Origin of the sequence: Ligilactobacillus sp. LYQ60 (assembly GCF_045033015.1) — a bacterium.
In the GTDB taxonomy this organism is placed as follows: domain Bacteria; phylum Bacillota; class Bacilli; order Lactobacillales; family Lactobacillaceae; genus Ligilactobacillus.
This window is the reverse complement of the sequence record NZ_JBJFZV010000001.1, coordinates 141,395-160,174: the sequence shown is the minus strand read 5'-3', so window position 1 is coordinate 160,174 and position 18,780 is coordinate 141,395. Positions and strand designations below refer to the sequence as shown.

Below are 18,780 nucleotides of genomic sequence, written 5' to 3'. Positions count from 1 at the left end.
CCAAAGTTTCGTCATAAATTCATGGTTAAATAAAAAAGAATCCTTATGAACGTGGGGTGATTCTTACGGGTTTTAAACAAAACTTAGGAAGATATCAGAAAACATCCTTATTATCGATGAGCTTGGGAGTTTAGGGAATGTTAGGTAAATTTGAACTTTACTATCCAATTGTCATGTCTTTGGTGTGGATAATTGGGTCCGTCTTCTTTAACCTAAGTGAGCGTCATTTCTTTAAAAAGCCGGATGGTGTTGAAGATGATGGCCCGTCCGTGGACGTGGTCATGTCGTGCTTTAACGAAGAGGCGGTTTTGGAAAAATCTGTTCGCTCTCTGGAACAGATTTCATACCGAAATTTCCATGTGGTTCTTGTTGATGATAAGAGTACCGATGGAACGCTGGACATTATGCGGCGGCTTGCGATGAATTATACCAATATCGTCGTGATGGCCCAGCCGGTTAACCGGGGCAAAGCCGCTGCACTAAACCGGGCGTTAAAGGAAAGTACAGCAGAGTATATTCTGTGCATTGATGCTGACACAACCTTTGAAAAACGATCACTCAGCCTCTTAGTTGCCGCCATTAAGGCAGATAATCGGATTGCCGCCGTTACGGGCCGCCCAGTAGTTAAGAACGTTCAGACGCTCGTGGGAAAGTTACAGTACCTGGAATACGTGATGAACATTGACATGATTAAGCGAGCACAGTCCTTTTTTCTGGGACATATTCTGACGGTTTCTGGAGTATTAACCCTTTTTCGGCGCACCGCCCTAAATGCGGTTGGGGGGTGGAGTACCGGGGCAATGACTGAGGATATCGATGTTACGTGGCGACTGTACGATATGGGATATTACTGTACGTATCAACCCCGCGCGTTATGTAAGATTTACGTTCCGGAAACCATTCGGGGGTTTGTCAGACAGCGGATTAGGTGGGGGCGTGGTGGATTAGAAGTTCTTCGGAAACATATCGGATTCTTTCCGTTGTTAACAACCGGCCAGAAGTTATTAGCAACCGACATGTGTTGCAGTTACTTGTGGGTCTTTGCCGTTTCTTTTGCGATTACTCGCGTATTCTTCAAGTATGTGTTTTTGCACAACCTGACAATTAACCTAGGAGTGTTGATTGCGTACTATGCGGTAACAGTGCTATTTTACTGGGCTTCTAAGAAATTTAATTTTAAAAACGCCTATGTCTCTTATAAGCATTACTGGTTGTATTTACCGTTTTTCTTCTATACGTATTGGCTTAATAATATTGTTGTTGTTTTTGCTGCGTTTTATCACCTCTTTGATTCAGTGAAATTCGCAGCATGGGGTGCATCAGATCGGGGGAAGATTGATGATTAAAAAGTTTGTTAACTGGTTTAAAAAGGCATTTAGCTTAGGTTATATGTTAGTTGGTAATGTTATTCAAGTGTTCATCTTTGCCATTTTGGCTCTTTTCCTTATGCGGCATTTTAGTGATTGGATGGTTGACATGTATGTCTTGACTAACTGTAACCAAACAGTCTTTCATGCAATGAGCATTGTTCTTTTCATTGCGATGAGCGTTGTTTGCACCTGCGCTCTTCTTCGGTTCGCATGGTTCCGGGTTTTGTATCCGCTTGAGCGGAAGCGGCGGGAGAACTAATGCTTAAGGCCATTTCTTGCCTAATTAAACGTTATTGGCATACTTTTTTTATTACGATTTGTTTTACCCTGGTTGCTGTGATTGGCTATCAGGAATACCAAGCGTTTGTGGAACAACAAACCATTCAGCGTGAAGTTAGTACGGGACATCTTACTAACCAGGAAATTCACTCAAACGGAATCTTAGTCCTGTGTTATCACCGGGTTGCGCGACGGTCGATTTTTCGGACAATTACACTAACGTTATCGAATAACGATCAGATTCATGATTATTCCGTTACGCAACAGCAGTTGACCCAGCAGCTTCTTTTTCTTAAAAAGCATGGAGTACGGATCATTTCAATGGACAAAGCAATTAAGCTTGCCAAGCAATCTAAGCCATTGCGTCACAAATATGTTACCCTGACGTTTGACGATGTTGATGCAACGCTTCCGGAAAATGCTACACCGGTGCTCAACCGCCTTGGCCATTTATCATATCTTGCTTTTATCGTAACGGGGAATACGGGGCGGTATGATAACGGAACACGGTTAGCAACGTGGCCGCAACTCAAAGAAATGCGGGATGACTCTAACGTCACGTTCGGGGTGCACACCTACAACATGCACCGGTTACAGCAAAACAAACCACTTTTGATGTACGCTAAAAATTATCGCTGGTTTACGCGAGATTTTTGGCAATCTGAACAGGCCCTCAAAGAGCATATTGGGTATAAATCCCGGTATTTTGCATATCCATACGGGGAGGGGACCAATAAGGAACAACAATACTTTGCCCGGCATGGCATAATTACTTTCTCCTTAAATAATGCCATTATTGAACCCGGCCAGGATTTGTCACAACCTTTACCCCGAACAATGATTGACGGGGATGCTTGGCAAAAAATTGTCCGACCATGGGTTTTAGGGAAGGTTCCCCATTAATTTAAAAACCTTAATATTCGTATAAGAGCGTAACTCCAGATCAACCATGGGGTTGCGCTTTTTTTGATAAATCTTTTCTCCCCAGAATTAAAGAATTTATTGGATCTTCCTCAAGGGAATTCAAAGTTGTTGGTTAATAATTAACAGATCATTCAGAATATACCAGCAATCTTTTACTAAATTAGGAGCATAATATTCACTGTAAATGAGAGATAGAATAAGGCCTAGATTTAGAAAGAGGATTACCGTGAAACATTATTACTTAATTCCGGTGAATAACAAGTACGCAACAAACCAACTGACGGTTTACGCAACTGATTACCAAACAAGTACTCACCAAACCCGGATCGTATCTGCAACGGTGCCGAACCTCCATGATGCGTTTCGGGCGGTTGATGCGAACAATACTTACCGTAACCACATCGTTCATATTATTAGTGCCCGAACCAAGTGGGGAATTAATCGGCAAAAGCAGCAGTTATTTCGGATGCGGGAGTGTCCTGAAATGCAGGTTGTTCATGCGTAATGGTTAAACTGAATAATTTTAACAACTGGCAATGCTGGTTGTTTTTTTATTTCACAGTGGTCAAGGCCTCACGTTCTCGTGATAATTATGCTTATTTTGCGAAGGAATCAGAATAACTCTATAATCAGTAATTTTAAAACAGATCCTTAACGGTCTGTTTTTTATATTGTTCAGTTACTAGTAAAAATGAGTATATAATAGAGGGCGGTTTATTAATTATTATCATGGAGGAGAAAGGAAAATGCGCATGTTCCAGCAGCACCTCAATGGACGCTTAATTATCTTTTTTATTCTCGGACTTATCCTTAACGCGAGTGGCAACGCCCTTACCGTTGCATTAAATCTGGGGAGTCCGGTGTGGACTGCTGCGTGCGTTAACGTAGCGCACGCCCTGCATATTTCACTTGGTTTCATTATGATATATTGGGGTGTGGCGTTGGTAATCACAACCATCTTAATTACCCGAAAAATACAGGGTTGGCGGACATTTAAGAACGTGATTTTCATGGTTTTATTTGCTGCGCTCGTTAACTGGTTAAGCAAGTGGTTTGAGCATACTTCTTTGATGACGCTTCCGATAATTATGCGGGTTTTTCTTGATTTTAGTGGAATTGTTCTGATTGCCGCCGGCGTTTCGTTATACCAGCGGGTTAACTGGATGTTACATCCGTGTGATGACTTGATGCAGATTGTGCGGTTTAAATTCTTTGAAGGCAATGCTAACCGCGCAATGTTAGCCGTTTACTTACCAGCAGTTATTATCACGTTGCTTTGTGTTTGGCTGACGCATCGTTTGTGGGCAGTAAATATTGGAACCATCTTTGCGTTAATTTTTCAAGGCTGGCTAATTGGCGTTGCAGATCGCCGGTTATTCCGTCAGCTAAAGCACCGTGGTTTTGATGATTAGTGGTCGTGATTATCCATCTTCTCATTATAATAACCGAACGCAACTGCTCAGCGCGTCTCTCAGCACACATTAAATTGGACTAACTATCGAAAAAATATGTGACCGAATTATTTTTGGATAAAAAAGATCGTAATAACCAGTATGTTATGTAAAAAACCCCCTGGTTCAGCTTGACGATTTCTGTCATTAAAACTATAATTTTAATAACAAGTTATTCGGAGCAGACGCATCTCCCCCGTAACCAAGATTTCATTTTAAGGAGGATTTTTATCCATGGATCATGATCGGTACTTACCGTTAATCAAAAAGGAATTGCAGCACTTACCGGATTATATCCGTGATTTTTACTTGCAGACGAATCATTCGGTCACAACAATTTACCAGTACCTGACTGAATTTCGACGGTTCTTTAACTGGCTGCGGGAAGCTGGCATTACGGCTGCAACTGAAAATACGACTGTATCAGTTGATACGCTAGCTAAACTTCGGCGAACGGACATTATGCTATACATTGATTATTTGAAACATTCACCGAACAAGCAAGGCCGTTCCAATTCACCAACGTCCATTAACCGGTCGATTAACGCACTCCGCTCACTCTTTAAGTTTTTAACGGTGACTGCCGATACGGTTGACGGTAAGCCGTATTTTACCCAAAACGTCATGCTCAAGGTTGATTCATTGAACGCGACTGAAACCTTGAACTACCGGGCGCATAATTTGGAAACCCACATGTACACTGGCGAACGAAAATATGAGTTTATTGAATACATGCAAAATCAGTACGAAAAGGACTGTGATCCGCGTGCTAAGGCAGCGTTTAAGAAGAATAAGGAACGGGATATCTGTATTGCTGCTCTAATTCTTGGTACCGGGGTTCGGGTGTCGGAAGCAGCAAATATTAACGTGGCGGACTTACACCTGACGGATGGCATGCTAGATGTTATCCGGAAAGGTGGAATGCGGGACGCCGTGCCGATTGCCCCGTGGGTTATGCCGTATATCCAAGATTACGTGGCAATTCGGCAGGAGCGCTATAACCCGCCGAAGGAGCAGCGCGCCTTTTTCCTAACGCAGTACCACGGAACAGTCCGCCGAATTACGTACAATTCAATTGAAAAATTAATCAAGAAGTATTCCACCGCGTTTGGTCACCCGCTCACTCCTCATAAACTACGCCACACCCTTGCCTCAGAGCTCTATGGAATCACTAAGGATCAGGTGCTGGTGTCCCAGCAACTTGGACAAAAAGGGACTTCCGCAACGGACCTGTACACCCACGTTAACCAGGAAGCCCAGAAGGATGCACTAAAACAATTAAAATAGCCAATTAAACCACCCGCACCAGTCATAAAAATGATGTTTGGGTGGTTTCTTAATTGTTTAAAGTAAATGATCAGCAACCAAACATTCGGCAATCTGAACCGTATTCCAGGCTGCCCCCTTCAACAGGTTATCCGCGACAATCCACATGTTAAAACAGCCAGGATTTTCGTTATCGGACCGAATCCGGCCAACATACGTTTCCCGGTGGCCTTCCGCGGTTAGTGGTTGTGGATAGACCTGATTATCTGGATCATCTAGCACAACAACTCCCGGCGCTGTGCTTAACACCTGCCGCAAATCAGCGGCCGTTGCTGTCGGATCCCCCGTATCAATATAAACTGATTCTCCGTGTCCGATTGCAACCGGAACCCGAACACAGGTAGCGGAGACCTTAATAGCTGGATCATTCATTTCCCCGCACATAATCTTTTTGGTTTCATGAATCATTTTCCACTCTTCGTGTGAGTAACCATCGTCTTCAAATACGTCAATTTGCGGCAAAAGATTAAACGCTAATGGATAGTGCTGGGGTTCTCCCTTAGTTGGAAAAATGGTTGTGGTCATTGGTTGTTCTTCAAGGTGTTGGCGCGTTTCGGTATATAACTCGTTTAACGCCTGCTGCCCTGCCCCTGATGCTGCCTGATAGGTAGATACAATAACCTGTTGTAAACCAAATGCCTGTTGTAATGGAGCTAAGGCAACTACCATCTGAATGGTTGAGCAGTTTGGATTGGCGATGATCCCGTGGTGTTGTTTTAAGGATGCCCTGTTTACCTCTGGAACAACTAGGGGAACGGTGGGATCCATTCGAAAGGCACTTGTATTATCTACGCACACGGCTCCATGATTAACTGCCGCCGGTAATAGGGCCTTAGAGACCGCTCCCCCGGCCGACGCTAAAACAAGGTCAACCCCCGTAAAGCTATCCGGAGTGGCTTCTTCGACAGTAACCGGAGTGTCATACACCCGTAATTTTTTCCCAGCGGATCGCGCCGACGCTAATAACTTAACGTGGTTAACCGGGATTGTCGATTGTTCTAATTGTTCAATAATGCGGTTTCCAACCGCTCCGGTTGCCCCTAAAATCGCAACGTTATAACTTTGTGGCATGTTAAAACCCCTTTTCTAATTTAAACGCTTATCTTGTTTCATAAAATTTTCCAACCGCTGCATTGCTTTTTTTATCTGGGAAAGTTTAGTGGCGTACGATAGCCGAACATACCCAGCGCCGCCGGGGCCAAAAATTTGTCCCGGGATGCACCCAACGCCTGCCTGATTTGCTAGTTTCAGGGCAAATTCACGATCATCAGTTCCGTATTGTTCAGGAATACGCATAAATAAGTAAAACGCTCCTTGTGGCTGAACATACGAAACGTTCATTGCTGTTAATGTTGCTGTTAGGTACTGCTGACGTTTGTAGTACCGGGAACGTGCAGAATTAGCAGGGCGAACATCCCGGTACGCTTGAACCGCTGCATACTGCGCAGGGTTGGACGGAGCGGTGACAAGGTATGAATGTAGCTTTGCAATTTTTTGGATTAACGCCTCTGGTCCAACAACCGATCCAATACGGTAGCCAGTCATTGCATGCGACTTTGAAAGACCAGTTACAACGACGGTTCGTTCCGGGATAAACCGCGCTAATGAAACATGTGGTTGGTTGTACGTTAGTTGCCCGTATATTTCATCAGTGATCACAATTAAATGGTGAGCTTTAATAATCCGGGCAAGTTCCCGTAACTCCCCTTCCGAATACGTTGTTCCGGTCGGATTGTGGGGATAATTGAGGATAATTGCCCGTGCATTTGGCCAGCGTTCCAATTCACTAGTTAAGCGTGCCGCTGTTAATTTAAACCGGTCAGGAGCGGTGTTAAGCGTAACGGGCTGGGCCCCAACGAATGTCAGCAGTGGAATGTATAGTGGATATGCCGGGGTGGGAACGATTACCTGATCACCGGGGTTGAATAATCCCATAATTGCGGTGGCTAAGCCTTCGGTTGATCCGACAGTCGTAATAATCTCAGTGGCGGGATCATAACTAATCCGTTGCGTTTTAGCCATAAACCTAGCGACCGCTTTTCGCAACGGAAGAATCCCTGCAGCAGCAGAGTAATGGGATTGATTTCGCCAGATACTCACGGTTGCTGCTACCTTAACGCTTAGAGGGGTTTTTAAATCCGGCTCCCCTACCGTCAACCTAATCAGGTGCGGAATTGAGGAAATTTGATTATTAAATTCCCGAATTCCTGCGGGTTGAAGCGCCGCTAACACCCGATTGGTTTGGGATTGAACGTCGTTACCTAATAAAACCATTTTCTTCCCTCCTTACAGCAGATTTTCTAACCCAACAACCATGTGATCAAGTGCGGTAACTTTCTGAAGTGCAATGCGCACTCCTGCCATAAAGGATTCCCGGTCAAAGGAATCCTGACGAATTGTCAACGCTTCTCCCGGCGCTCCAAAGAGCACCTGTTCGTGAGCAACATAGCCTGGAAGCCGGACTGCATGGACTGGTACACCATTACATAAAGCCCCACGTGCTGCTAAATTTTCTGATTGCGTATTTGTCTTTTGGTTACGGGCAGCAGCAATTGCTTGCGCCGTCGCAAGCGCTGTTCCGGACGGTGCATCCTGTTTATCGGCATGGTGCATTTCTACAATTTCTGCGTCAGGAAAATACTGCGCCGCAATTGCCGCAAACTTCATTAATAAGACGGCGGATAACCCAAAGTTGGGGGCAATAATTCCCCCCCGGTGTAATTGAGCGGCTTGTGTAATAAGCTGATGTTGTGCTGCCTCGGACATGCCGGTTGTTCCTACTACCGGGAACATTCCATGAGCAAGTGCGAATGCAACGTTTTCAGCCGCTGCCTCTGGAACGGAAAAATCAACCCAAATCGTAGCGTTTTGATGAATTTCGTCGAGCGCAGTAAAGACGGGGACATTTTCTGCTAAAGCATAATCTGTAGGATTTTGGCTGGGAGCGGTTGGTGAATACACGGCACCAACTTCAAAACCAGGCATTTGGTTAATAAGGTTCAGCACCTTTTTCCCCATTGCACCGGTGAATCCGGCAACAAGTACTTTAGTTGTTTTCATTATGAGTTCCTCCTAAATTTAGTGGTAAGGGATGAGCAAATGCGTCAGCCGCTAGCCCCAATGCTTCTGCCAACTGTTCTTGTTCCGGGGTTGTTAGTGGGACTAACGGCAACCGGACGTTTGGTGTTGTACTTCCCTGCGCTGCCAGTACCGTTTTAACCGGTGTGGGTGACGGAAACATGAACAGTGCTTCCATTCGCGGGGTTAGCCAGCGCTGAATGCGTCCGGCTTGGGAAACGTTCCCGGCTGTTAGTTCGGCGTACATGGTGCGCATTTGTTTGCCGTAAATATGAGCAGCAACCGAAATAATTCCGGTTGCGCCAATCACCCGGGCAGAAAGCGCTTGCGCATCTTCACCACTGTATACCAAAAAATTGTTGGGGGTCTGTTCCACAATCTGTTCAAGCTTTTCTAATGAAGAACACTGCTTAATCCCAATAATCCCCGTAACATTGGCTAACTGAATAACCGTTGTGGGTTCCATTTCAACCCCGGTTCGTCCGGGAATGTTGTAGATCATTATTGGGAGTGAACTAGCTTGTGCAACGGCTGTGAAGTGGGCGATCATCCCTGCCTGGCTCGGTTTGTTATAGTAAGGAACAACGACTAACGCAGCGTCAATTCCCGGAATGGCTGCAACTTCTTGGGTAAACGTAACGGTCTGGGCCGTATTATTACTCCCCGTACCTGCAATTACGACGCCCCTGCCCGCAACCATCTGCGCAAACCGCTGATACAATGTAATTTTTTCATCATGGGTGAGCGTTGGCCCCTCCCCCGTTGTTCCTCCAATGACAAATCCCCGGGTTCCCGTTGCGAGCAGTCGGTTAGTTAGTCTTTCCAGTGCAGAATAATCAATTTTTCCGGCTGCAGTAAATGGTGTAATAATTGCGGTAATAATATCTGCTTCGCTAAACCGTGTTCTTAACTGTGAATTCATTTTAATTTTCCTCCATTCTTGTAATTAAAAAGTTAACCATTGCATTCATTCCCGCGCTTAATGCAGCTTCATTAGGGGCAAACTCGGCGGAGTGAAGTGATGCATCTGTTCCAACTCCCAGCCAAAACATTGTGCCCGGAAACTTACTGAGTAGGAAGCCAAAATCTTCTCCCGTCATTGCAGGGGAAGTTGGAATAAACGTGATTGCAGGATTACTCTTCATATATTTAATAAACCGGGCTGTTAACTGCTTATCGTTAACGACGGGAAGATAGCCCCCCTGATGCATTGTTAGGTCCGCCGTACAATTAAAGCTGGTTGCAATTCCATCACTAATGGCTTGTAACCGCTGCTTAATCTGAAGAATCGTTTCCTGTGTTAATCCCCGAATTGTTCCTGTAATGCGGGCCGTTCCGGCAATCACGTTGCGGATTGTCCCGGCAGTCGCGTTCCCAATCGTTACCACCCCACTTTTGAGTGGATCGATGTTCCGTGCGACAATCGTTTGGGCCTGCATGATGAATGCCGCCATTGCAACGACCATGTCATTAGCTCGGTGAGGAAAGGCTGCGTGTCCTTGTTTACCGTGGAGCGTCAGGTCAAATTCAGTTGTACCCGCAAAGAGCGTCCCCTGCCGGCACCCAATTGCCCCTGCCGGCAGTTCGGGGTTAACATGAAGCCCGTAAAATTCAGTCGGACACCACTTTCCTGTAAATACCTTATGGTCAAATGCGCGCTTCCCGCCGTAGTCCTGTTCTTCGGCTGGTTGAAAAAAGAATAACAGGTCGTCTTTCGGCTGGTGTTCACTGAAATAATTCAAAATTCCCAGTGCCACCGTCATGTGAAAATCATGCCCGCATGCGTGCATCTTCCCGGAAAACTTTGATGCATACGGCAAGCCGGTTTTCTCCGTAACGGGGAGCGCATCAATGTCTGCTCGGTAACCGATAATTCGCTGTGATGCACTCCCTTGAACACGGACCAGTAAGGCGGTTGGAAGCTCAGGAATCGTCCGAATTGTCAGGTATCGTTGGTTAAACGATTTAACAATTTGGAGGAGTAATTCGTGCGTCCTTGCTTCGTGGAGGGCAAGTTCTGGAATTTGGTGCAACTGACGCCGAATTTGGACTAAATCATTATCCGTAAACTGTGTCATCAATCCAGCCCCCTTAATTCATCCTCAAGTGCTGTTTTGTTTGCCGTTCGGTTATCTTTCTTTTTAATAATCCGAGCTGGGACCCCAGCAACGACGGTGTTGGGAGCCACATCATGTGTCACCACTGCGCCTGCGGCAATGACTGCCCCGTAGCCAACCCGGACGCCTTCTAGTACAACTGCATTGGCGCCAACCATAACGTTGTCCTCAATAACAACTGGTTGCGCGCTTGCCGGTTCAATTACTCCGGCTAAAACGCTCCCCGCGCCAATATGACAATGCCGGCCGACTTGCGCTCGGCCCCCTAGGACTACGCCCATATCGATCATCGATTCTTCCCCGATTACAGCGCCGATGTTAATGATAGCCCCCATCATAATGACTGCCCGGTTTCCAATTTTAACCTGGTCCCGGATAATCGCTCCGGGTTCAATTCGAGCATCCGTGTCAATGTAGTCTAGCAGCGGAACGGCGCTATTTCGAGCAAGTACTTCGACGTGGGTTGTTTCAATTACTGTGGCATGCGCCGTAATAAAGGGCTTAATCTTTCCCCAATCACCAATCAAAATTGCCATGGTTGGTGTATGAAAACTGGTGATTTCTGCTGGGAACGTAACAGTCGTAAATTTTCCTTGAAGATAAACCCGAACGGGCGTTGTTTTAGGGGCGTTTCCAATGTAGTTAATTATTTCTTGGGTATTCATTTGCTTCATTTTTAATTACTCCCTTCATACGGCAAATCATTAATTACTAGTTGTGAATAGCTTTCACGTCGAATTACGAGTTGCGAATGTCCGCGCTGTGCAAAAACGACTGCCGGTCGGCAATTTCGGTTGTAATTAGATGCCATTGAATAACCATATGCGCCGGTTACTGGTATCGCCACAATGTCTCCTGCGGATAACGGTGCAATTCGTAAATCATCCACTAAAACATCTCCCGATTCGCAGTACTTTCCAACTAACCGAATCCGGTTAATTGCGGGGGCGGTTGGACATGCAGCATTTAATGCAGTGTAGTGGGCATCGTATAGGGCTGGTCGAATGTTATCGCCCATCCCCCCGTCGACGGCGACGTACGGTAATCTCCCGGGGAGGTGTTTTTCACTCCCCACGGTATATAGCGTAGTTCCGGCGGGACCAACGATGGCCCGCCCGGGTTCGACCCACAAGGCTGGCAGTGGCAAATGGGCTTGCTTAAAAGATTGTTTGACAGTGGTGGTAATTGTTTGAAGAATCGTCTTCACGGGAACCGGGTGCTCATCATTTGTATACTGAATGCCAAATCCCCCGCCAATATCAAGTACGGCGGGGATTACCGCAAAGTTACGGGCCCATTGTGCAATAAGGGTGCATAATCGGTTAATTTCCGTAACGAAGCCATCCGGTACAAAGATTTGTGAACCGATGTGAGCATGAACCCCAATGAAGTTCATGCGGGGACAGGCTAAAATCCACTGCAACGCGGTAGTTGCCTGCCCTGAAGCGAGATCGAACCCAAACTTACTGTCAATTTGGCCAGTCGTAATGTATCGATGAGTGTGTGCCTGTACCCCAGGCGTCACCCGAAGCATCACGTTGACCGTAGCGTTCTGGTTAGTCAAAACCTGCTTTAGTAAGTTAATTTCGTGGAAATTATCAATAACAATTGTTCCGACATGCTTGGTAATTGCAAATTCTAGCTCTGCTTTTGTTTTATTATTTCCGTGAAAACAAATTCGCTCCGGTGGGAAGTGAGCTTGAAGCGCAGTATAGAGTTCTCCCCCTGATACCACATCAACATGACACCCTAAACGGGCCATTAACTGGTAGATTGCGATACACGAGAATGCCTTACTTGCGTAACAAACGGCAGATGTGAGCTCCGAAGCGGCAAGTGTTTGTGTGAATTGAGAAACAGCCGCCTTAAGCTGGTCAACGTCGTATACGATTAGTGGCGTTCCGTATTTACGGGCAAGTGTCAGGGCATCACATCCCCCGAGCATTAAGTGACCAGTTGGCGTTGTTGCGAATTGGTGTGAAAATGACATTTTAATTCCCCCATACGTTTTGAGTACAGGGCGCTAAAAAAATCCCCCGTGTGCGCGTCACACAGGGGAATCTACGTAATCGTTAATTAAAATTAGTGTAGAAATCCGATGTCGATAGCGCCCCGCAAGCCTTTATTTTCTTGCGACAGTCTGAAGTCTCTTAAACTTCAACCCAGCAAACCAGAAATAAAATTCCCTTTCCAGCGCTTCGGCGACCGCTCCTTTCACTTGGGATCATCGTTCGGGAATAAACTAACCCAAGATACTGATATTGGCCGCGCCTCTTCGACTTGCTTTTAATCTACACTGCTATTTACTAAATGTCAATCGCTAATTGAAATTTAATTTTCATTATTTTTTTCTTCCTTAGATGGCACCACTATTTGTTATTTTTATTTTACTTTAGGTGTTGACAGCACCAAATGCGTTATTAAAATAATACGTAATCTTTCACAGAATTCTTATTTGGAGGGGAAATTACATGAAAGTCGTTAAGTTTGGGGGAAGTTCGCTCGCAGATGGGCCACACGTTGAGCAGGCAATCGCAATTATTAGGGAAGACCCGAAACGCCGAATAATGGTGGTATCTGCTCCCGGGAAACGTTCAGCCGATGATGTTAAGGTGACGGATTTATTAATTGCATACGCAACCGCCGTTCTTCACCGTGATGATTACGCTGCAATTCGGGAAGAAATTATTCACCGGTACTTCGAAATTGCTGCGTACTTTAATTTACCGCAAAGTGACTTACAGTTTATTCCACAAACGATTATTTCCTTAGCGGAGACTTCCTTCCCGAACGCAGACTATTTAATGGCCGCGTTTAAGGCTACTGGGGAACGGCTAACAGCCTTTCTGATCGCTGCCCTCCTCAACTATCAGAAGATTCCTGCTCGTTTCATTGATCCCAAAGAAGCGGGAATTGTTGTAAGTGATCAACATGGCCCCAATAATGCAACGGTTCTCCCTGAAACCTATGATCACCTGGTGCGGCTCCAAGCTTTCCAGGAAGTTTTGGTGGTTCCGGGATTTTACGGCTATACTTCTGCCGGAGAAATTGCCACGTTTTCTCGCGGGGGATCAGACATTACTGGCGCTATTATTGCGCGGGGAGTGGCAGCTGAATGCTACGAAAACTTTACGGACGTAGATGCGATTTATGCGGCCAATCCAGCAATTATTTCCAATCCGCGTCCCATCAAAGAAATGACGTATCGGGAAATGCGCGAACTGGCATACGCCGGTTTTTCCGTGTTTCACGATGAAGCCCTTATTCCAGCAATTGCGGGGGAAATCCCAGTCATCGTAAAAAATACCAACGCTCCCCATCACCAAGGAACCCGCATTATTCCCGCCAATGATTTCACCCCCCAAACAACGATCACGGGGGTTGCTTGTGCGCAGGATTTTAGTGCCCTATATCTGCACAAGTATCTGTTAAATAAGGAAGTTGGCGTAACTCTTAAAATTTTAAAAATCCTATCAGCGCATGGTATTTCGTATGAACACATGCCGTCTGGAATTGACGACCTAACCATTATCATGCGCTCCGCTCAGTTAACACCTGTTCGCCGGCGGCAAATTACCCTTGACATTCAAGCGGCAATCCAACCAGATAGCCTTGAGTGGATTGATGATTACGCAATTATCATGGTTGTTGGGGAAGGAATGCACGATCGGATTGGAACAACTAACGGAGTGACTGCGGCCCTTGCGCAAGCAAACGTTGCTATCCACATGATTAACCAGGGAGCATCGCGGATTTCCATTATGGTGGGCGTTCGGGCAAACGATGCTAACCGCGGGATTGCTGCAATTTATAATTATTTTGAAAAAGAAGGTGCTTAAAGTGAAAATCTTTCGTGTACATGGTTCAGAGAACCGGTTTGCTCTTGTTCCGCCACCGCTGTCTACTCAGCTACCCGTAATAGAAAGCCGGTTCCCGGATTTTTTACGCCAAAGGATTCCCGTTCTCCGGGATATTGATGGTGTATTATTAGTTCAACCATCAACGCAATCAGACTGTCAGGGACGCATGGTCATCATTAACAGTGATGGAACCCATGCCAAAATGTGTGGTAATGGATTGCGGACGGTTGCAAGGTATTTGGCCCACAAAGCGCCTACGTTGTCATTTAAGGTTGCAACTGACGAGGCGGCGCTTGCCGTCCAGGTTCATCAGGACCTTGCTCCTGGGGTACCAGCAATTGGTGTTGAAATTTCACCCGTTTTGTTTCAACCAGCGGCGTTACCTATGACTAATTTAGGAAATGATCCAGTGGTGAATGCCGTTATTCCCGCCTTTGATCCCCACTTACGTTTTACGGCAGTTGCAGTGCCTAATCCGCACTTAATTAGCTTTGTTCCATCGGTTCAAGCGACACAAGCAACCCTGAAGCGATTAGGAACAACCCTGAATGCTCCTAACCGTTACTTCCCAGATGGTGTGAACATTAGTTTTGCTGAAATCCGCAGTAAGAACACGTTATTTGTACAAACCTACGAACGAGGAGTTGGCTTTACGAACGCCTGTGGTACGGGAATGGCAGCAGTCAGTCTTAGTTACGTTACTGCTTACCATCCGGAGTTAGTTGAACAACCACTCACTGTCTTAAATCCCGGGGGAATGGTTCGAATAATTGTTCATCGTAAAAAGGATGGGCGAAAGTGGATTGAGCTAATTGGGAACGCCACGATCACCCATGAAATTGAGGTAACGGCCGCGTTTGCGCCCCTGTCAGTTTCACAAACTAATGAAGAACAGGCTTATCAACAATGGATTCGCGACCAACTGCTACCTAAATAAACCCTACTTTTAAACCAAGTAAAAACATAGAAAAACACCCGAGGTTTGTGGTAAACCACTCCGCGGGTGTTTTTTATTATTTCTGGCACCATACCACTATAAGTAGAATAGCCTGTGGATTGTCCTGCTTTACTTGACGAATCAACCATTTATTTTAGTTAATTTTCGTCTAGCAAAAATTTGTATTTTTTAACGCATAAAACACGGAAACCGTAACTTTTAATCCCTATTTTTTTGCATTATTCATTAATTATGTTCTGCTTGTGACCGAATTTCCTGAACGAAATCCCGGCGAATAAAGTATGAAATTGCAAAAGCGATTAGATCAATGATGATGAAGGCAACAATGGTAACCACGTAAGTATGCAATAACTGGTGAGTAACCGATAGAAGGATTGGTCCAACAATTCCGGCTGCAGCCCAAGCAGTTAATACGTACCCGTGAATTGCGCCGAGTTGCTTAGTACCAAAAACATCACCCAAGTAAGCAGGAATAACAGAGAACCCTGCGCCATAGCAAGATAACAATAAACATAATGCAATAGTAAAAATTAATGGGAGCTTAAGCGCCAACATAATGATTAACATAATAATGTCGACAACAAAAATGAGTGAAAACGTATTTGGACGTCCAATATAGTCGGATAATGCTGCCCAAACTAAGCGGCCAAAACCATTGAATAATCCAATGATGCCGACCATAATGGCGGCTTTCCCAACGCTCATACCCGTCATTGCTTGAGCCATTGGTGACGCTGCCGAAACCAACCCAATGCCACAAGTAATGTTTATAAAGAACATAAACCATAATAACCAGAATGAACGCGTCTTAAGTGCTTCGTTTGCAGTAAACTGCTTTCCATCAAGATACGTAGATTTAACGACTGTTCGCTGATTATCAATGCATGGAATTTCGTTCGGCTGGGGCCGTTTAATAAACTGAGCAGCAATAATCATCACGATGAAGTAAACAATTGCTAAAACATAAAAGGTATTAACCAATCCAACGCTCTTCATTAAAAATTGAGCAACCGGACTAGTCAACAATGCAGCAAATCCAAAGCCCATAATTGCTAGCCCTGTCGCTAATCCCCGCCGGTCAGGGAACCACTTAATAATTGTTGATACGGGCGTAACATACCCTGCTCCTAAGCCGATACCACCGATTACTCCGTAACCTAAGTAAAGCAATAATAACGAGTGGGTGTGAATTGCAAGACCAGTTAATGCAATTCCTGCGCCAAAAAAGAAACTTGCAAAAGTTCCTGTTTTTGTCGGCCCAAATTTTTCGACGGCATGTCCCATAAAAGCGGCGGACATACCAAGACAAAAGATTGCCAAACTAAAGGCAAACGATACTGCTGATTCAGTCCAATGAGTAGCAGCGATGATTGGTTTAGAAAAAACACTCCAAGCATAAACCGAACCAATCATTAAATGTAAGGCAACGCCAGCTAAAGCAACAATATTCCTCTTTCTCACAACAAACACCTTTCTATTATTATATAAGTGCTATTTTCCAATAAAACGCGCATTTTGTATCACATAGCGCTATTATCATATCACGTTCATTATTATGCATCAACCCGATAAATGTTCGTATATTTTTAAAAAAAATCATTATTAACCCTATAATCCAATGATGTCATACCATATAACGAATGATTCTTTGACTTTCACCATTATTTCCCGTACAATTTGTTTCAGTAAGTAGGTAACGAATGATAATTATTTATATTCATAATTTATAACTTCTCATCCAAATAAAATGCGAAAAAAAAGTTTGATTACATATTATTTATTAATAAACTGCTTATATGCTGCTGGGATTGGAATTTGGTCTGGAACCATTTATTTATACATGCGGCATATTGGATATTCCAACGGGGCAATTGACTTTTTTTTATTAGTATTTTGGATTGTTAGTTTTTTAACTGAAATTCCAACGGGAATGCTTGCAGATAGAATCGGGCAATTACCATTAACGATGATTAGTTGCATCTTTCGTGCGGCTGGTTTATTAGCTATTATTGCATCACAATATAAAATTACTGTTTTGTTATTGGGAGCAAGTCTGACCGCATTAGGCCAATCATTATATTCCGGGTCGTTAGATTCATGGATAATTAATTGCATTAAAGCGAATTCCACCGTCATTAGTAAAGTGTTTACTTACAAGGCTTTTCTTAACACGTTAACAACCATGATTAGCGGTTATATTGGTGCAGAATTTTTAGGGAACATTGATTTACGCTACCCTTTATGGGGAGGAATTCTTTTATTGTTATTATCAGTCCCGCTCATCCAGTTGTTAATCATTCGAACCCATACTGTTCGACCAACTAAGAGTAAGAATGACCTTACAATCAAGTGCAAAATTCGCTATCCTAAAATTTCGCGCAACCAGCTGATTTATTTTATATTTTTGTTATCGGTACTATTCATTACTACTAATCCCTATAATCAATGGCAATTATTTTTTCAAAAGCCGCAACAACATTTAAAGACAGGTGATATTCTCGTATTAATAAACATTGCTGCTCTTATCGGGGAAATAATTACAAAATACATTAAAACAAAAAAGACAAACCAATTATTTATGTGGCAGGTATTCTCTTTAACGGTATTTCTTTTTATAGTTATACAATTACGTCATTATAGTTTATTGTTATCGATTATTAGTTTTAGCATATATACTCTAGTAGCAGCGACAAACGAAGTTCTTCAATCAATTTTATTGCAGCAAAGCATTACAACAACCCGGTATCGCACGACGTTAACATCTGTATTTAATTCTCTTGAATCATTATTTTCCATTTTAATTATTGGAATCAATGGATTATTAGTTAACCGTTTTGGGATTGGCATAACCTGGTTAATTCTCGCAGTAGTTGGTTTAATAATCCTTGGCTTTAGTAAGGGTTATTTAAAACGAACATTGACTAGATAATCCTATGAAGGATGTTTATTGTTAATAAAAATAAAAACAGAAAGGCACAGGACTCGTGCTTTTCTGTTTTTAATATCCTAATTATTAGGACATTGTTATTTAAATGATTGCTGCTAAACAGCGAACCTTTATTCTTATTTTTTTTATAACATTTATGAAATACTGATCATCCTTCCCTACTGGATCTTCAATATTCCACTCAATTTTTTGGGTACATGGAACGTAGGGACAGTTTACGCCACACCCCATAGTAACTAGTACATCAATTTTATGCGGTAGTTGTGATAGTGACTTGGGATATTGTTCCGGTTCCATATTAATTTGATAAACGTCTTTCATTATTCTAACAGCAGCAGCATTAATTCTTTTTGCTGGGTTTGTTCCGGCAGAATAACATGCACAATGCGGTAAATATTTTTTCGCAAATGCCTCTGCAATTTGACTACGACAGGCATTTTGAACACATACAAAAACAACATTTTTCATAT

18 protein-coding genes and 1 riboswitch are annotated in these 18,780 nt (G+C 44.0%); of the genes, 9 read left to right on the top strand and 9 right to left on the bottom strand.

Features of this window, described 5'->3' with window-relative positions:
- Nucleotides 1–137: 137 nt before the first annotated feature.
- From ACI3EZ_RS00725 to xerS, 6 genes are all read left to right on the top strand, one after another.
- Nucleotides 138–1,346, top strand: coding sequence for a glycosyltransferase (locus ACI3EZ_RS00725; RefSeq protein WP_405025205.1), 1,209 nt, complete (start codon nucleotides 138–140; stop codon nucleotides 1,344–1,346).
- Entirely contained in the window at nucleotides 1,339–1,629 is a 291-nt protein-coding gene (locus ACI3EZ_RS00720) for a hypothetical protein (protein WP_405023695.1), read from the top strand. Before ACI3EZ_RS00725 ends, ACI3EZ_RS00720 begins: the two co-directional genes overlap by 8 nt.
- Nucleotides 1,629–2,552 (top strand): polysaccharide deacetylase family protein, encoded by a 924-nt coding sequence (locus ACI3EZ_RS00715; RefSeq protein WP_405025204.1) that lies wholly within the window; start codon nucleotides 1,629–1,631, stop codon nucleotides 2,550–2,552. Before ACI3EZ_RS00720 ends, ACI3EZ_RS00715 begins: the two co-directional genes overlap by 1 nt.
- Nucleotides 2,553–2,799: 247 nt before the next feature.
- Nucleotides 2,800–3,078: a hypothetical protein gene (locus ACI3EZ_RS00710; RefSeq protein ID WP_405025203.1), complete on the top strand. Its 279-nt coding sequence runs from the start codon at nucleotides 2,800–2,802 to the stop codon at nucleotides 3,076–3,078.
- 241 nt (nucleotides 3,079–3,319) lie between these two features.
- Nucleotides 3,320–3,985, top strand: a complete 666-nt coding sequence (locus ACI3EZ_RS00705) for a YitT family protein (protein ID WP_405023692.1) — start codon at nucleotides 3,320–3,322, stop codon at nucleotides 3,983–3,985.
- Nucleotides 3,986–4,258: 273 nt separating this feature from the next.
- Nucleotides 4,259–5,311 carry a tyrosine recombinase XerS gene (gene xerS / locus ACI3EZ_RS00700; protein WP_405023691.1) on the top strand — a complete coding sequence of 351 codons (1,053 nt, stop codon included), beginning with the start codon at nucleotides 4,259–4,261 and terminating at the stop codon, nucleotides 5,309–5,311.
- A 57-nt stretch (nucleotides 5,312–5,368) separates the two neighbouring features.
- On the opposite strand, the gene ACI3EZ_RS00695 is transcribed toward xerS, so the two are convergent.
- Genes ACI3EZ_RS00695 through lysA form a run of 7 tightly spaced genes read right to left on the bottom strand, consistent with a single transcriptional unit; the run spans nucleotide 5,369 to nucleotide 12,535 of the window.
- Entirely contained in the window at nucleotides 5,369–6,421 is a 1,053-nt protein-coding gene (locus ACI3EZ_RS00695) for an aspartate-semialdehyde dehydrogenase (RefSeq protein ID WP_405023690.1), read from the bottom strand.
- 15 nt (nucleotides 6,422–6,436) lie between these two features.
- Nucleotides 6,437–7,624 (bottom strand): aminotransferase class I/II-fold pyridoxal phosphate-dependent enzyme, encoded by a 1,188-nt coding sequence (locus ACI3EZ_RS00690; RefSeq protein ID WP_405025202.1) that lies wholly within the window; start codon nucleotides 7,622–7,624, stop codon nucleotides 6,437–6,439.
- A gap of 12 nt (nucleotides 7,625–7,636) precedes the next feature.
- Nucleotides 7,637–8,410: a 4-hydroxy-tetrahydrodipicolinate reductase gene (gene dapB, locus ACI3EZ_RS00685; RefSeq protein ID WP_405025201.1), complete on the bottom strand. Its 774-nt coding sequence runs from the start codon at nucleotides 8,408–8,410 to the stop codon at nucleotides 7,637–7,639.
- The gene (gene dapA, locus ACI3EZ_RS00680) at nucleotides 8,397–9,350 is read right to left on the bottom strand and encodes a 4-hydroxy-tetrahydrodipicolinate synthase (RefSeq protein ID WP_405025200.1); all 954 of its coding nucleotides are present in this window, start codon (nucleotides 9,348–9,350) and stop codon (nucleotides 8,397–8,399) included. The genes dapB and dapA overlap by 14 nt, the downstream gene beginning before the upstream one ends.
- Nucleotide 9,351: 1 nt before the next feature.
- Nucleotides 9,352–10,506, bottom strand: a complete 1,155-nt coding sequence (locus ACI3EZ_RS00675; RefSeq protein WP_405025199.1) for an N-acetyldiaminopimelate deacetylase — start codon at nucleotides 10,504–10,506, stop codon at nucleotides 9,352–9,354.
- Nucleotides 10,506–11,219, bottom strand: coding sequence for a 2,3,4,5-tetrahydropyridine-2,6-dicarboxylate N-acetyltransferase (gene dapD, locus ACI3EZ_RS00670; protein ID WP_405025198.1), 714 nt, complete (start codon nucleotides 11,217–11,219; stop codon nucleotides 10,506–10,508). Before dapD ends, ACI3EZ_RS00675 begins: the two co-directional genes overlap by 1 nt.
- 2 nt (nucleotides 11,220–11,221) lie before the next feature.
- Nucleotides 11,222–12,535, bottom strand: a complete 1,314-nt coding sequence (gene lysA, locus ACI3EZ_RS00665) for a diaminopimelate decarboxylase (RefSeq protein ID WP_405025197.1) — start codon at nucleotides 12,533–12,535, stop codon at nucleotides 11,222–11,224.
- Nucleotides 12,536–12,641: 106 nt separating this feature from the next.
- Nucleotides 12,642–12,829, bottom strand: a riboswitch (Lysine riboswitch).
- A 187-nt stretch (nucleotides 12,830–13,016) separates the two neighbouring features.
- Between lysA and ACI3EZ_RS00660 the strand changes: the two genes are divergently transcribed.
- Together ACI3EZ_RS00660 and dapF are read left to right on the top strand one after the other, a co-directional pair.
- Entirely contained in the window at nucleotides 13,017–14,384 is a 1,368-nt protein-coding gene (locus ACI3EZ_RS00660) for an aspartate kinase (RefSeq protein ID WP_405025196.1), read from the top strand.
- Entirely contained in the window at nucleotides 14,329–15,342 is a 1,014-nt protein-coding gene (gene dapF / locus ACI3EZ_RS00655; protein WP_405025195.1) for a diaminopimelate epimerase, read from the top strand. Before ACI3EZ_RS00660 ends, dapF begins: the two co-directional genes overlap by 56 nt.
- Nucleotides 15,343–15,588: 246 nt before the next feature.
- On the opposite strand, the gene ACI3EZ_RS00650 is transcribed toward dapF, so the two are convergent.
- The gene (locus tag ACI3EZ_RS00650) at nucleotides 15,589–16,776 is read right to left on the bottom strand and encodes an OFA family MFS transporter (protein ID WP_405024041.1); all 1,188 of its coding nucleotides are present in this window, start codon (nucleotides 16,774–16,776) and stop codon (nucleotides 15,589–15,591) included.
- A 334-nt stretch (nucleotides 16,777–17,110) separates the two neighbouring features.
- Between ACI3EZ_RS00650 and ACI3EZ_RS00645 the strand changes: the two genes are divergently transcribed.
- Nucleotides 17,111–18,292, top strand: a complete 1,182-nt coding sequence (locus tag ACI3EZ_RS00645; protein ID WP_405025194.1) for an MFS transporter — start codon at nucleotides 17,111–17,113, stop codon at nucleotides 18,290–18,292.
- 99 nt (nucleotides 18,293–18,391) lie between these two features.
- Here ACI3EZ_RS00645 and ACI3EZ_RS00640 read toward each other — a convergent pair whose 3' ends face one another.
- The gene (locus ACI3EZ_RS00640) at nucleotides 18,392–18,778 is read right to left on the bottom strand and encodes an arsenate reductase ArsC (RefSeq protein WP_405023680.1); all 387 of its coding nucleotides are present in this window, start codon (nucleotides 18,776–18,778) and stop codon (nucleotides 18,392–18,394) included.
- Nucleotides 18,779–18,780: the final 2 nt, after the last annotated feature.

Coding starts and splice junctions, on each gene's coding strand:
- ACI3EZ_RS00725 (WP_405025205.1), top strand. CDS start 138: ATGTTAGGTAAATTTGAACTTTACTATCCAATTGTCATGTCTTTGGTG.
- ACI3EZ_RS00720 (WP_405023695.1), top strand. CDS start 1,339: ATGATTAAAAAGTTTGTTAACTGGTTTAAAAAGGCATTTAGCTTAGGT.
- ACI3EZ_RS00715 (WP_405025204.1), top strand. CDS start 1,629: ATGCTTAAGGCCATTTCTTGCCTAATTAAACGTTATTGGCATACTTTT.
- ACI3EZ_RS00705 (WP_405023692.1), top strand. CDS start 3,320: ATGCGCATGTTCCAGCAGCACCTCAATGGACGCTTAATTATCTTTTTT.
- xerS (WP_405023691.1), top strand. CDS start 4,259: ATGGATCATGATCGGTACTTACCGTTAATCAAAAAGGAATTGCAGCAC.
- ACI3EZ_RS00695 (WP_405023690.1), bottom strand. CDS start 6,421: ATGCCACAAAGTTATAACGTTGCGATTTTAGGGGCAACCGGAGCGGTT.
- ACI3EZ_RS00690 (WP_405025202.1), bottom strand. CDS start 7,624: ATGGTTTTATTAGGTAACGACGTTCAATCCCAAACCAATCGGGTGTTA.
- dapB (WP_405025201.1), bottom strand. CDS start 8,410: ATGAAAACAACTAAAGTACTTGTTGCCGGATTCACCGGTGCAATGGGG.
- dapA (WP_405025200.1), bottom strand. CDS start 9,350: ATGAATTCACAGTTAAGAACACGGTTTAGCGAAGCAGATATTATTACC.
- ACI3EZ_RS00675 (WP_405025199.1), bottom strand. CDS start 10,506: ATGACACAGTTTACGGATAATGATTTAGTCCAAATTCGGCGTCAGTTG.
- dapD (WP_405025198.1), bottom strand. CDS start 11,219: ATGAAGCAAATGAATACCCAAGAAATAATTAACTACATTGGAAACGCC.
- lysA (WP_405025197.1), bottom strand. CDS start 12,535: ATGTCATTTTCACACCAATTCGCAACAACGCCAACTGGTCACTTAATG.
- ACI3EZ_RS00660 (WP_405025196.1), top strand. CDS start 13,017: ATGAAAGTCGTTAAGTTTGGGGGAAGTTCGCTCGCAGATGGGCCACAC.
- dapF (WP_405025195.1), top strand. CDS start 14,329: ATGCTAACCGCGGGATTGCTGCAATTTATAATTATTTTGAAAAAGAAG.
- ACI3EZ_RS00650 (WP_405024041.1), bottom strand. CDS start 16,776: ATGATTGGTTCGGTTTATGCTTGGAGTGTTTTTTCTAAACCAATCATC.
- ACI3EZ_RS00645 (WP_405025194.1), top strand. CDS start 17,111: ATGCGAAAAAAAAGTTTGATTACATATTATTTATTAATAAACTGCTTA.
- ACI3EZ_RS00640 (WP_405023680.1), bottom strand. CDS start 18,778: ATGAAAAATGTTGTTTTTGTATGTGTTCAAAATGCCTGTCGTAGTCAA.